We start from the raw sequence: 13,312 nt of genomic DNA, 5'->3' as shown, positions 1-13,312 counted from the left end.
AACAGTGCTTCGCTTCCCTAAGAAACTTGTTTCAAAAAGCTGACAGCCGGGTTAATTGCATAGTACATTTCTTCCAAAAGGAGCTGATTCGAATGGATACCAACGTTTTGAAAGGAAAATGGAGGCAGTTGAAGGGCGAAGCGCAAAAGCAATGGGGCAAACTAACCGATGACGACCTCGATGTTATTAACGGGGAAAAGGAAAAGCTCCTAGGGAAGCTTCAGGAGAAATACGGGCATACCAAAGAAGCGGCGCAGGAGGAATACGAGCGCTGGGAAAGCGGCTGGCGCGACCGGCTCTAACTTTCCGCATGATTAACTGCATGAAAAGTTTGCACCGCTGATGGTTTATGCTAAAAAGAGAAAGAGCCTGCATCCGCTTGGATGCAAGCTCTTTCTCTTTGTGATGCGGTTGAGAGGACTCGAACCTCCACGAGCGTACGCCCACTACCCCCTCAAGATAGCGTGTCTGCCATTCCACCACAACCGCAGGTTACCGTAGGGATGTACCTGAAAGGTTCTCTCCCTACTATCTATGACCCGTAGGGGATACTCTCCGTTTCACTCCGAGACTGCGAAGCGGTTCCTGCCGAAGCTTATGCTCCGACGAACCCGAGGGTTCTCTCCCTACTATCTATGACCCGTAGGGGATTCGAACCCCTGTTACCTCCGTGAAAGGGAGGTGTCTTAACCCCTTGACCAACGGGCCATGCTGTGTATTATTGCCGCCTTTTTGAGCGACAAGTGTTATTATAGCGGAATGGAATGAGCTTGACAAGCCCTAGCGCAAAAAAATTTACATGCCATGAGTACGTTACCCCGGCTATTCCCCCAAACATTAAACTTTAAGGACTTGTTAAGAATTTCACCAGCCAGTTGTTAAGATATACCAACTATACTGAATCCCGGTGAAGCGGTAAGCCGGTTCAACGCTATTAATATACTCTTGTTCACTCGAAAGGGGTACTAGCATGAGAACGATTTTATTTAACAAGCAAGGGCAACTGCGGGGCGGTTGGAAGCTGTTACGGGTCGGAACGGTTACGCTCGGATTTGTATTTATTCTCGCATTTATGTTTAAGCTGTCAACAGGAGAAGGCAAAGTTCCTTCATGGGTTATCCCCGTGAGCATTATCTTTGCTGTACTGTTATGTATGAGGTGGTTCGACGGCATCAAGCTGAAAGATATAGGCGTAACTTGGCAACGTCTGCCCCATCTGCTTTATGGCGTGTTCCTCGGTACGGCTTCGGCCATTCTTCTGGGCTTATACATGGTTTTGACCGGTGAAATGAGTTCTGATTTTTGGACGAACCCGGACTCCTTATGGAAGAAGCTCGCTCTTTGCATCTGCGTCGGAATCGGGGAAGAACTGTTGTTCCGAGGGTACCTGCTTCGTTTGCTTCAACAAAGCTACAATACCATTTGGGCCGTTGTTATTTCCAGTCTGCTGTTCGTCTTAATTCATGCCGTAAATCCGCAATATGACCTTAAGGCATACCTGTTCGCCGGCTTGGCAGCGCTGCTGCTTATCTATATGCTGTTTCGAACGGGAAGCTTATGGCTCTCGATCGGCTTTCACATCAGCTGGAACTATGTCCAGGATCTGTTCCAGTATCCGTATACCGGAGGCTTGATCGGCAATGTGATCATAATTTTGTTGAATTTCTTGGTCGTTTGGTTTTGGTCAAAAGGCCGCGCCTCAAACGGAAACGTTCTGCATGGTCTTAATAAAGGATACCTATCCAGGTAGCCTGTCCTATTATGTGCAGCAAAGAGCGAGATCTCACTCTGTACTCGCGAAAACTCCGCCGCTCCGACGCCCCCTCTGCTCGGGTTCGAATCCCTCTTCGTCTCTCCGTAGACAATAAAAAACCGCCTTTCGGCGGTTTTCGTTTATTATCTACGGAGAGAGAGGGATTCGAACCCTCGCACCACTTACGCAGTCTAACCCCTTAGCAGAGGGTCCCCTTGAGCCACTTGGGTATCTCTCCAAGAAAGAATGGCTCCCCGAACAGGACTCGAACCTGTGACAACTCGATTAACAGTCGAGTGCTCTACCAACTGAGCTATCGGGGAAAGACAATTTTTAATTTATCATGAATGCGGCTGTAAGTCAAGGGCAAGCAGCTTCAATTTGCCTTTGCAGAAACCACAGACGTATTTCTTCGGATCGGTCTTGCGTTTACGCATATACTCCGCACTGCAGCTTGTACAAACGAGCTTGTACCGGTAAGGCTCGGTACGCTTCAGCTCCTGCGGAAGCGACCGGCAGTAGCGCGTCCCTCCGACTTTGTCCAGCAGCCGCTTGAAATCGTCATCCCGGTGCCGATACCCTCCGCCCAGCAAATGCAGATGGTAATGGCACAATTCATGCTTAATAATTTTCTCCACGTCGGCGGCTCCGAACTGTTCATACTGCAGCCAGCTGATTTCGATATCGTGCGTCCGGGTGAAATACCGCCCTCCCGTCGATCTTAATCTCCGGTTGAACCGCGCCCGATGCAAAAAAGGACATCCAAACGACGACAGCGATATTTGCTCTACCCACAGCTGCAGCTGTCGGTCATCCATCGTTTTCCCACCCTTTACTCTCTGGTTTCTCTTCGTTTCTCTCTTGAATTGTAACCGCAGGTTAGGCTAAACTGTCAAGTAGGAATCTGGAATTGATTCGGACGAACCGTCCCTTTGACCCATAGAGAGGAGTTTAACCCGATGTTCAAAAAGAAATGCGCCCTGCTTAAGCTGGAGGACCGGATCGAATTCGTAGAAATGCCCGCTACCCATATGTACCAATTGGCCGCGCTTAATCAGCGGCTGCATAAAGAGCTGGACAAGCTAACCGCGCCTAACGTCCCCGGATTGCCGGTATTTATCGCGGAATTCGACGGGCTTGAGCTTGTGCACCCGGGCTATACGCTCCACCACGGCCTGGATTATATCAACCGCTTGGAACAAACGTTCAGCGCCATCCAAGAGCAGGAAAAAGAATATCCGCTCATCTCCCTCTTGACCGAGATCCGCGCGCTTCAGGCGCAGCTTGAGCAGTGGTATGAAGAGGAAGAAGATTTCGCTTAAAAAAGGACCTGCACCCGAAACGGCTTACGCCCATATCCTGTATAGTGTACGGCAGCTAGACGGGAAGGGACTGATGGTGTTGCCACAATGGCTTTGCAACCAGCTGATGCGGGCATTTTACAACAAAAATCGCCGGCAAATCCGTTTGCTGAACGATTGCTGGTTTTTTTACCGCACCCGCAAAAGCGAGACGGACCCCACGACATCCCAGCTTCAATAAAGATGAGCTCACGCTCAAAAACAAATAGAGCATACGCCAGAGCGAAGGACGCGGCTTCCGCGACATCCCTTTTCTCCGGCTTATGCTCTATTTTATGCTTAAGAAGGCTTTTTCATCGTCAGCCCGACGCGGCCCTTCTTCAGGTCGACGTTGAGCACCCATACCGTCACGACATCCCCTACGGACACGACGTCCATTGGATGCTTCACGTAGGAATTGCTCAACTGCGATATATGAACGAGCCCGTCGTTTTTGATGCCAATATCGACAAAAGCGCCGAAGTCGATCACGTTGCGCACAGTTCCCTGTAATTCCATGCCCGGCTTCAAATCTTCGATCTGCAGCACGTCCGTACGGAAAATCGGCGCCGGCAGCTCCTCACGCGGGTCGCGTCCCGGCCTTTGCAGCGAATCGAGAATATCGCGCAGCGTCGGCACCCCGACGCCAAGCTTCGGAGCTAGCTCTTCCGGCTCCAGGCTCTGCAGCATCGCTTTGAGCTCGGCACTGCCAAGCTGCGACAGCTCCAGCTTCAGCTCGCGGAACAGCTTGTCCACCACGTCATACGACTCCGGATGGATCGGCGTGTTGTCCAGCGGATTACTGCCGTCTGCGATCCGCAAAAAGCCGACGCACTGCTCGAACGCCTTCGCCCCGAGCCGCGGAACCTTTTGCAGCTGCGCCCGGCTTGTAAATTTCCCGTTGTCGTCGCGGTATTTTACAATATTTTTGGCAAGCGTGCTGTTAACGCCCGAAACATAGGACAGCAGCGACGGCGACGCCGTGTTCACGTCTACGCCCACGTGGTTCACCGCCGACTCGACGACGAACTTCAGGCTCTCTTCGAGCCTTTTTTGCGTCACGTCATGCTGGTATTGGCCGACGCCGATCGCTTTTGGCTCGATTTTGACCAGCTCCGCGAGCGGGTCCTGCAGCCGCCGCGCAATGGAGATCGCGCTCCGCTCCGCCACGTCCAAGTCCGGGAACTCGGTCTGGGCCAGCTTGGACGCCGAGTAGACGCTCGCCCCCGCTTCGTTGACGATCAAATACTGCAGCTTCCGTGCCTTGATCTCGCCGATGAGCTCGGCTACGAACTGCTCCGTCTCGCGGGACGCCGTCCCGTTGCCGATGACGATCAATTCGACGCCATAAGCGTCGATCAGACGCTTGAACGTCGCTTTCGCTTCCGCTATTTTGTTGTTCGGCGGCGTTGGGTACGTGACGGCAATCTCCAGCATTTTCCCCGTATCGTCGACGACGGCAAGCTTGCAGCCTGTCCGGTACGCGGGGTCCACGCCGAGCACCACCTTGCCTTTGACCGGCGGTTGAAGCAGCAGATTGCGCAGATTTTCGGCGAATACCTCGATCGCTTTTTCCTCGGCTTTCTCCGTCATTTCATTGCGCACTTCCCGCTCAATGGACGAGGCGATCAGCCGTTTGTACGCATCTTCAATGACAGCCGTCAGCGTGTCTCGAACGATAGAAGGCCCCTTGATCACTTGCTTCGCGATATACTCGTGAATCCGCTCGACAGGAACGTCCAGCGCCACCTTCAGCACTTCTTCCCGCTCTCCGCGGTTGATCGCCAGAATCCGGTGCGGCGGCAGCTTGCGGACCGGCTCCTGATAGCTGTAGTACATCTCGTAGACGGATTCCTGCTCGGCGTCCTTGGCTTCGGTCCGCAGGATGCCCTGCTCAAACGTATGACGGCGCACCCAAGCCCTGATTTTCGCATCGTCGGCGATTTGCTCCGCGAGGATATCCATCGCGCCTTGTACGGCTTCCTCGGCCGTCTGGACGCCTTTCTCCTCGCTTACATACTTGCCTGCTTCCGCAAGCAGCTCGCCCTGCTTAGGCTGCGTCTGAATCCAGAGAGCGAGAGGCTCAAGCCCTTTCTCCTTTGCCACGCTGGCGCGCGTCTTGCGCTTTTGCCGGTACGGGCGGTACAAGTCCTCGACTTCCTGCAGCTTGGCCGACTGCTCAATCGCCGTTCGCAGCTCGGCCGTCAGCTTGCCCTGCTCGTCGATCAGGCGGAGGACCTCCAGCTTCCGGTCCTCCAGATTGCGCAGATACGTCAGCCGCTCTTCGATGTCCCGCAGCTGATTTTCGTCGAGCTCTCCGGTCATTTCTTTCCGGTACCGCGCGATAAAAGGAATCGTATTCCCCTCATCCAGCAGGCCGACCGTCGTCTTCACCCGCCCCGCCGCAATTTGCAGCTCGGAAGCGATCTGCTTCAGAATGCGCTCCTGAATCGCCGCTTTCATCTCTTCCGTCAGCTCCACAACCGCCCGAACTTCTTCTGTCTGTCCCGCTTGCTCTTTTGCCATCCGACTTTTCTCCTCCCAGACATAAAAAAGCGAGGGCACCCATACCCCCGCCTCGTCAGCTTGTTAAAACTCAATCAGACCTACGCTTATTTGCAAAGCTTCATCGACCTTGCGCATGGTTTCCTCATCCAAGTGCGTGATTTTGTCCGTCAGGCGCTGCTTATCGATGGTCCGAATCTGCTCCAGCAGGATGACCGAATCCCTGTCAAAACCGTGCGCTTCCGCGTCAATCTCCACATGCGTCGGCAGCTTGGCTTTCTGAATCTGCGCCGTAATCGCCGCTACGATCACCGTAGGACTGAAGCGATTGCCGATATCATTCTGAATGATCAGTACGGGCCGAATGCCGCCCTGCTCCGAACCGACGACCGGTGAAAGATCCGCGAAAAAAACATCGCCACGTTTGACAATCAAGCGTCACACCCCGCTTACCAGGCGGTCCAGCGTATTGTCCGCTTCTTCCTCCGCCTGAAACGCTTCCGAGGCCATGTTCAGGTTGATCTTAGCCATTTCCATATAGCCGCGCTGCATCGATTCGCGCAAATGCCGTTTCTTACGCTCCAACAAGTAAAGCTTCATCGCCTGACGGATAAACTCGCTGCGGTTGGAATTTTCCTTCTCCACCAGATGATCGACCTCCTGCAGCAAATAGTCCGGCAAGCTGATCATGATTCGCTTCGTGTTATGCGCACCCGCCACGTATACATGCACCCCCAAAAACATACAAGAACCTATTTCCATTATGGCAAACTTCCAGATAAAATATACAAAATCAATATATGCCGAAGGTATAGCAAATATGTTATACCTTGACGCGCTTCGCCGCATTTTGCCTCTATACTTATTCGCGGCAAACCAAGAAAATCCTCTCATGTTAGGAGAAAAAATTCAATGGAAAATGCGCCCAGTTCTTTTTTTGGACAAAAAGTATGGCTACCCGCGAAGAGTTTGTAGAGGCAACGGAGCCTTTGGGACGGGCATTTAGCCTCTGCTTTGAAAGCTTCTGGCGGCATTCCTTAAAATGCTTGCTCCCAGCCAGTAACACAGAGCCACAATTTTCCGCCTGCCGCTTCCCGTCTCAGCGTCACACCCTTGGCAAACAGGCACCTTGTCGACCGGCACAACGCCGAGACTATCGAGTCGGAGGCCTGTTTGAATGCTTGGAGCCTTTGTTATGCCTCCGGCTCCCATACGTGGCGCAGCAGCGGATTCACTGACCGGGCTGCACAGCCACCCTTCATATACACGCGAGGCACCCGGTGCGAAATCATGCAGACGACCTCGTAATTGATCGTTCCGAGCCAGGCCGCGTGTTCCTCCGCCGTAATCCGGTCTTCACCCTGGCATCCGAGGATAACCACTTCTTCGCCCATTTGGATATCAGGCATTTCAGATACATTCAGCATGCATTGGTCCATACAAATTCTACCTACTACGGGGACGCGCCGCCCCCGAATCAACACTTGCGCCTTGCCGGTCAGCATCCGGGAAAAGCCGTCCGCATACCCGATCGGCAGCGTCGCAATCGTCTCTTCACCCTGCGTCCGGTAAACGATGCCGTAGCTGATCCCTGAACCCTCAGGCACTTGCTTTACCATGACGACGCTGGATTTGATGCTCATCACCGGCTGCAGATCAATCTGCTGCTTATTCACTTCTTCGGACGGGTACAATCCGTACATCGCGATCCCGAGCCGTACCATGTTAAAGGATAAATTCGGCGTATCGATCCCCGCAGCGCTGTTCCCGGCGTGAACGTACGGAAATTGAATTCCTTTTTGTGTAAAATAATCGACGACCCGCTCGAATCGGCCGTACTGCTCGAGCGTATAGCTCTTATCGGTTTCGTCCGCACAAGCAAAATGGGTAAACAACCCTTCCACTCGAATCCCCGGTGTCCGCATCGCCCGTTCAATCAGCGCGATCGCTTCTTCCGCATCCGTTAAGCCGAGCCGGTTCATTCCGGAGTCGATCTTAATATGAATATTTAACGGGCGATCTTTAGCCCCTAATCGTTCCCACGCGTCCAGCAGCTCATGGGTATATATATTGAGCGTAATCTCATTGGCCCATGCGGTTTCCAGCCCTTCCGGAGGCGTATAGCCCAATACGAGGATCGGGGCTGTAATGCCTGCTTGCCGAAGCTCCAAACCCTCATCCAAAAAAGCGACCGCAATATATTCCACGCCGCATTGGAGCGCCTCCCGGCATACCTCTACCGCTCCGTGTCCGTAGGCGTCCGCCTTGACGACTGCCATCATGCTTACATGTTCCGGAAGCACCCGCCGAAACTCGCCCAAATTATGGCGCAGCGCATCCAATGAAATTTCCACCCGGGTCGGCCGGTAAAACGAATCCACCTGATCCACCTTCTTCGGTCTCATAAAATCAAGGGAAGCCGCTTACGAGGCCACAGCTTGCACCTGTAAAGAAGCTTCCCACTTAAAAATTCATATGATCATGGTAATGCGTACCGTCGACCCTGTCAACGAACAAAATAGTAACATCGCATCCGTCAGTTTTTGGTTATTATTTTCCGATTTCCCCTTGCACCGCTTGGGCCACCTTAATCATCTCCGTCGCCGGCAAGTCCCCTGTAGATAAGCGGAATTCGATGCCGTCGTAGGTCCAGGTCAATGTTTTCTTCGCATCCCCGGTTACAACGCCGAGCGTAAAGCCCAAATCCAAAATATCCCCCGGTAAGATCGACACCGTCTGTACCTGTGGACGCGACTCCACCAACGTATAGTTATATTTGCCGGAGTAACGGAGCATAATCGCTTGTTCTTCGCCCAGTTTAAGCTCTGTTACGTCTTGTTTCTTCACGCCGCTCGGCATGTAACGCGGTTCGATGATGCCGAACGACTGCTGCTTGGAAGTATCCTTTTTAGTGCCTGTAGCTGCCGCTTGCGCCCCGTTGGTAGCACTGGAATCGGAAGTACCTTTGCCGTCTCCGGCTGCTGCGCCTGCTGTATTGCCTTTGCTCGTGCCCGCTGCGTTGTTCTTCGCATCGGCTCCTGATCCTTCTCCCTTAGAGGTTCCGCTTGTTCCCGTCCCTGTAGCGTTACCAGCTGCCGCTCCCGCTGAAACCTCCTTGCCCTTGCCCGCTGCGTCGCCCTTTGCATCAGTTCCCGATCCTTGTCCCGCTGCCGTTCCTTTGCCGCCTGTTTCCTGAGCGGTTCCCTTCATTCCGGTCCCTACATTGCCACTAGCTGCCTCAGTACCGGCCTTGAAATCGGTCGCTCCCGATTTCTCGCCGGTTTTCGAATCTCCTTGCGTCATCGTTGGCAGTGTCTTCAGGTTCCAGCCCGTCATATTGCGCTGCATATCAAATTGATCCTTCTCAAACTTCGTACCAAATTCAAATTGATCGAATTTTACAATGACCATCACATTGGAGTTGGCATCCGACACTTCGACATGCTGCGGGGCGTAGTTTCTCTTGTCCAACCACACCTTCTGCCGCGCCAGGGAGCCGTTCTGGTAATTCGCCACTACATCGAAGACATAGGCCTTCTCGTCCGATGTAAAATGCCGTTCATTGTCCATTAGAATGCTTTGGACGAGCGACTGATATAAGTAAACTTGCCCTTGATTTTCCGGCCAATCGCTTTGGAAACGGAAGCTTTTGTTCAAATGCGGCGTCAGTACGAATACCCCGTCATCGTTGCGCAGCACAATTTGCGTAATATCCTTCTTCGCATTCGTCAGCGAGATCCGGTAAAATGAAGGGGCCTGAAAGCTAACCTCCACGTCGTATTCCTGAGGATCCTGCCCCGTACGCAGCGTCATCTGCCCTTTTCCGTGATAGCTCTGCAGCTTGCTCATCACACCGTCCAATTCCTTTACTACCGATCCTGCATCCTTTTTGCCGCACCCGGACACTACCAGGCTTAAACAAACCATCACAAGGGCCACCACCCACGTGAACCGCCGCATCGTCTCATCCCCTCCACCACATAATCAATCCAGATTGATATCATGTCTATGTGGGGACTTGGCCAATTATGCAGACAAGGTTTGGCGAGGAAATAAAAACTCCTATAACCGATTGGTTATAGGAGTTGGAAACTTAATGTATACTTTTCCTTTCAATTGCTTAGAGCGATCAAGGAAAGCTTTGGACTCCCTCTTCATAGTCTCCATAAAGAAAAGGGTTATTTTAAATATTATTATATAAATTTTTGTTTAAATAAGAATATATTGAATTATTTACTTTTTTATGAAATAATTAAAGCGTTAACTGGCCAGTTAGCAATAGGTTTATTGCTATTACTAAAAACATGTGGAGGGATCTAAAGGTGTTTAAAAAATTTACAATTCCGCTTATAATTCTTTTCACAGTACTCTCCAGTATTTTCATTGTAAACTCAACTAAAGCAGCCCCTGCGGGAACTGTAGGACTTTACAAATACTTCAACGGCTTAGATCATTTCTACATTACGTCTTTTGAGCCACTTGGAAACGGAAAGTACGGTTATACTTATCAAGGCATTCAAGGTTATGTTTTCCGGGAACAACAACCAGACACTACACCATTTTACAGATATTATAATGGTACAGATCACTTTTATACTGTCTCATATTTAGGCAGCAGATATAATGACTATTCTCTCGAAGGAACTGAAGGATATATCTATGCACAACCACATAACGGCACTACTCCTCTTTTCAGATATTACAATGGTACAGATCATTATTACACTACCGACTTCAACGAACTGAGATCAGGCAGCAACGGGTACACTCTTGAAGGTATTGAAGGTTACATTTTTCCAAATTAATTGCATATTTACTTAGTATAAACAAAAGGATAATTATCTCGCGGTTATTTTTGGCCGCGAGATTTCGTTAATTTCCCATCTCCGTATACGTCGATTCAAATCTGTAGCCAATTCGGTACTCCGTTCACGTCTATCGGCCTAGGCCGCCTCCCCGTTTACGTTTGATAAGGTCTAGGTAATTTCGCCAGCGGTTTAATGTAGTCCACTCCTCCTCTTATTTCCAGCTGTCTTTGAGCGAGGGGCGGAATGGCTCAGAGCCTGTTATGCATATAAACTAAGCTGGTTGTTTTTATCGTACAAACAAAATGATTTATACTTCGGAAGCCATCTGAAAATTATTTTCCACAGGTTTCGAAAAACTACTAAAAAAGCCGATAAAGATACATTGCCTGTACCAAACCGGGAATCATTTTATTGCCAAGCATTCAATCACCCCTGCTTTAAACCAATTTTGGATGAGCTTATGATTAGCTCCTTATCAATTTTTCTCGCCACCACTGTATTCGGTTTATGCCGCAAGAAACTCACAGCCCCCTATAGTTCGTTTATTTTACTCATCCTTGATCTCCTGAACTTATAGCCATCTCCCAACTTACTACATTGCAGGGAAGCCACTAATATTAGCATACGTAAACAAGAACGGAGCACCGACTCAGAAGAGTCGGTGCTCCTAATAAATGATAAATATAACTTCACTCACTCTTTCCAATACATTTATTGACATTTAATTAATATGCATTTTTATTAACAAAGCCATTGATAATCGTCTTCCAAATAATCTTGATATCGAACAAAAAGCTCCAGTTCTCAATGTAGAAAATATCGTACTTAATCCGATCCTCTATGGATGTATCGCCACGCAGCCCGTTGGACTGAGCCCAGCCGGTAATTCCGGGGCGAATATGATGCTTCACCATGTACTTCGGAATTTCTTCCTTAAATTGCTCGACGAAATAAGGCCGTTCAGGCCGGGGCCCTACGACACTCATATGCCCGAACAATACGTTGAAAAATTGCGGCAGTTCATCCAAGCTCGTTTTCCTTAAGAACGTACCGAACTTCGTTTTGCGCGGGTCATTCTCTGTAGTCCATTGTGTATCGGAAGACTTTTCATTTTGTACTCGCATCGAACGAAATTTATACATCATAAAATTCCGTCTGTTTAACCCGACACGTTCTTGCTTAAAAATAACAGGACCCGGAGAAGTAATCTTCACACCAATTGCAATAAGGATTAATAATGGCAGCGTAATAAGGATTGCAGCTAACGAAAATGCAATATCAAAGGCACGTTTGAAAAAGCGATTTCTGAATTCATCCAACGGAATATCCCTAACGTTAATTAACGGAATGCCTGCAAAGTTATCGAAATACGGTCTGGACGGAAGATAATCAAAATAATCAGGAATGATTAACGTTTTAACCCCGGCCTTCTCACAAGTATTGATAATTTTTCCGAACTTATGGTGAGCATCCAATGGCAAAGCAATAATAACTTCGTCAATTAGTGTCTTTTCCAGAATAGCCTCAAGTTCATCGACTCGTCCAAGGATGGGCTTGTAGGTTTCAAAGCCGGTCTCATGACAGTCTTGATAATCATCCAGGAAACCCACTACTTCATACCCTAATTCGGGATACTGTAATAAATTCCGATAGAACTTTTTCCCGATCGAACCTGCCCCCAGAATTAATACGAATTGTTTGTTATATCCCTTCTGCCTCAAACGTTTCAAAGATGTCTTAAGGATATAGCGGTAAAAGCTGATGGCCAGTATGCTATTTACTAAAAATAAGAAAAGAAACGAACGCGAAATATCAATTGCCTTAAATATGAACAGAAAACTTAGCAAAATAAGTAAGCTTATTGTGTAAACTTGAATAATAGTGAATAATTCATAAGAAAATTTTTTTCTTCGTTTCGGGGTGTAGAAATTAAAGGCGTAACTTAGAAAAATTGCGATTCCACCGTAAATTAAGCCCCATACTACATAATTTTGAAAAGGGAGTCGATCACCATCAAACGGAATCAATCCACTTTTAAATTTAATCCACCATGAAAACAAGAAAATTAGCTGCACACAAATAAAATCAGTTAAAGAATAAATTTGTGACAAAAATCCTTGGCTCTGACGTACCATTTACTCACCTCACAAAGCTAAAGTTATATACGCTTTTCCACAGCTGAAAGTTGCATGTAATCATTCAAGGATATTTACTTAATATATTGCACAATAATTTGCTATTTTTCAAATAAAACTTTATTACTCGAGTCTTGCAAAAAATAGTCGTCGAAATGAGTCAGTAAAAGTAAACAAAAGGGAACAAATATCGAAGCGAAAATAAAAAGATGGACGTCGTCCTTTTCAGCGAAATTCTTGGTTACCACACCAATTTCCAAGAAAAGTAGATTTCCAATTCTCATGGTAACCTTGTATACCGCTATCGTCAAGTTCGTTTTTGCACTTCACTTATCCCGTCCGCAACGGAACATTTGATCGCTATCATATATATAGCCTCATTCTTCGCGAAGGCGGCAAAACGATCACTCGAATTCGAAACTCGGCGGATCAATACCGCGACGTTGCTGCATGACTTGTTTTTTGAAAGAGTAGCCTTGGTGCCAAAATCGGATGTAGCGGCGGCGCATGCAATTTTTTACTCGAATGGATCCAACTTTCCCGCAAAATGAATGGTGACGAGCGAAGCCTGGTCTTCCTCATCATCGACGATGCATGCTACAAAAAAAGACGCGACCACAAAAACGGATGGAAGGACTGGACTTTTACTTCGCCCATGACGATGGCAAAAGCCGCTGGTGTGTCGTGATTTCTCACGTCGTTACCAGCGCCTCGCTCCTTCGCATGGGATTTCCATCCTTACTTTCGGAAGGAATACTGCCAGCAGTATAG

At 49.0% G+C, this 13,312-nt stretch carries 12 protein-coding genes and 4 tRNA genes; 5 read left to right on the top strand and 11 right to left on the bottom strand.

From position 1 onward, the window contains the following. The first annotated feature begins 92 nt into the window (after positions 1 to 92). On the top strand, positions 93 to 302 hold the full coding sequence (locus QJ48_RS13640; protein ID WP_054974119.1) for a CsbD family protein: 210 nt from the start codon (positions 93 to 95) through the stop codon (positions 300 to 302). Between the two features lie 104 nt (positions 303 to 406). Here the strand turns inward: QJ48_RS13640 and QJ48_RS13635 are convergent. Together QJ48_RS13635 and QJ48_RS13630 are read right to left on the bottom strand one after the other, a co-directional pair. Beyond that, positions 407 to 489 (bottom strand) — tRNA-Leu (locus QJ48_RS13635). A 147-nt stretch (positions 490 to 636) separates the two neighbouring features. After that, positions 637 to 708: transfer RNA gene (locus tag QJ48_RS13630), tRNA-Glu, on the bottom strand. A 262-nt stretch (positions 709 to 970) separates the two neighbouring features. Here QJ48_RS13630 and QJ48_RS13625 point away from each other — a divergent pair. Beyond that, positions 971 to 1,750 (top strand): CPBP family intramembrane glutamic endopeptidase, encoded by a 780-nt coding sequence (locus tag QJ48_RS13625; RefSeq protein WP_054974118.1) that lies wholly within the window; start codon positions 971 to 973, stop codon positions 1,748 to 1,750. Positions 1,751 to 1,903: 153 nt separating this feature from the next. Here QJ48_RS13625 and QJ48_RS13620 read toward each other — a convergent pair. The 3 genes from QJ48_RS13620 to QJ48_RS13610 all read right to left on the bottom strand — a co-directional run bounded on the left by QJ48_RS13620 (position 1,904) and on the right by QJ48_RS13610 (position 2,571). Continuing rightward, positions 1,904 to 1,991, bottom strand: a tRNA-Ser gene (locus QJ48_RS13620). A 9-nt stretch (positions 1,992 to 2,000) separates the two neighbouring features. Next, positions 2,001 to 2,076, bottom strand: a tRNA-Asn gene (locus QJ48_RS13615). A gap of 18 nt (positions 2,077 to 2,094) precedes the next feature. After that, the gene (locus QJ48_RS13610; RefSeq protein WP_054974117.1) at positions 2,095 to 2,571 is read right to left on the bottom strand and encodes a SprT family protein; all 477 of its coding nucleotides are present in this window, start codon (positions 2,569 to 2,571) and stop codon (positions 2,095 to 2,097) included. Between the two features lie 141 nt (positions 2,572 to 2,712). On the opposite strand from QJ48_RS13610, the gene QJ48_RS13605 reads away from it, so the two are divergent. After that, complete coding sequence (locus QJ48_RS13605) at positions 2,713 to 3,075, top strand: hypothetical protein (protein WP_054974116.1); 363 nt, start codon at positions 2,713 to 2,715, stop codon at positions 3,073 to 3,075. Positions 3,076 to 3,154: 79 nt separating this feature from the next. Then, a complete protein-coding gene (gene cmpA / locus QJ48_RS35905) occupies positions 3,155 to 3,295 on the top strand; it encodes a cortex morphogenetic protein CmpA (protein ID WP_173426559.1) in 141 nt (46 codons plus the stop codon). Positions 3,296 to 3,393: 98 nt separating this feature from the next. Here the strand turns inward: cmpA and QJ48_RS13600 are convergent, their stop codons facing one another. The 5 genes from QJ48_RS13600 to QJ48_RS13580 form a co-directional block, all read right to left on the bottom strand. Then, positions 3,394 to 5,619, bottom strand: coding sequence for a Tex family protein (locus QJ48_RS13600; RefSeq protein ID WP_054974115.1), 2,226 nt, complete (start codon positions 5,617 to 5,619; stop codon positions 3,394 to 3,396). Between the two features lie 63 nt (positions 5,620 to 5,682). Next, positions 5,683 to 6,033 (bottom strand): type II toxin-antitoxin system PemK/MazF family toxin, encoded by a 351-nt coding sequence (locus QJ48_RS13595; RefSeq protein WP_010494553.1) that lies wholly within the window; start codon positions 6,031 to 6,033, stop codon positions 5,683 to 5,685. Positions 6,034 to 6,036: 3 nt separating this feature from the next. Next, positions 6,037 to 6,318, bottom strand: a complete 282-nt coding sequence (locus tag QJ48_RS13590) for a CopG family ribbon-helix-helix protein (RefSeq protein ID WP_010494551.1) — start codon at positions 6,316 to 6,318, stop codon at positions 6,037 to 6,039. A gap of 473 nt (positions 6,319 to 6,791) precedes the next feature. Further along, positions 6,792 to 7,979, bottom strand: coding sequence for an alanine racemase (gene alr, locus QJ48_RS13585; RefSeq protein WP_054974114.1), 1,188 nt, complete (start codon positions 7,977 to 7,979; stop codon positions 6,792 to 6,794). Between the two features lie 169 nt (positions 7,980 to 8,148). After that, positions 8,149 to 9,558, bottom strand: coding sequence for an outer membrane lipoprotein-sorting protein (locus QJ48_RS13580; RefSeq protein ID WP_054974113.1), 1,410 nt, complete (start codon positions 9,556 to 9,558; stop codon positions 8,149 to 8,151). A gap of 362 nt (positions 9,559 to 9,920) precedes the next feature. Between QJ48_RS13580 and QJ48_RS35900 the strand changes: the two genes are divergently transcribed. Then, complete coding sequence (locus QJ48_RS35900) at positions 9,921 to 10,403, top strand: hypothetical protein (RefSeq protein ID WP_237762907.1); 483 nt, start codon at positions 9,921 to 9,923, stop codon at positions 10,401 to 10,403. Positions 10,404 to 11,131: 728 nt separating this feature from the next. Here the strand turns inward: QJ48_RS35900 and QJ48_RS13575 are convergent. Next, entirely contained in the window at positions 11,132 to 12,541 is a 1,410-nt protein-coding gene (locus QJ48_RS13575; protein ID WP_054974112.1) for an undecaprenyl-phosphate glucose phosphotransferase, read from the bottom strand. Positions 12,542 to 13,312 lie beyond the last annotated feature (771 nt).

This window comes from Paenibacillus sp. A3, assembly GCF_001399685.1.
GTDB lineage: Bacteria > Bacillota > Bacilli > Paenibacillales > NBRC-103111 > Paenibacillus_G.
This window is presented reverse-complemented; position numbering and strand designations above follow the sequence as displayed.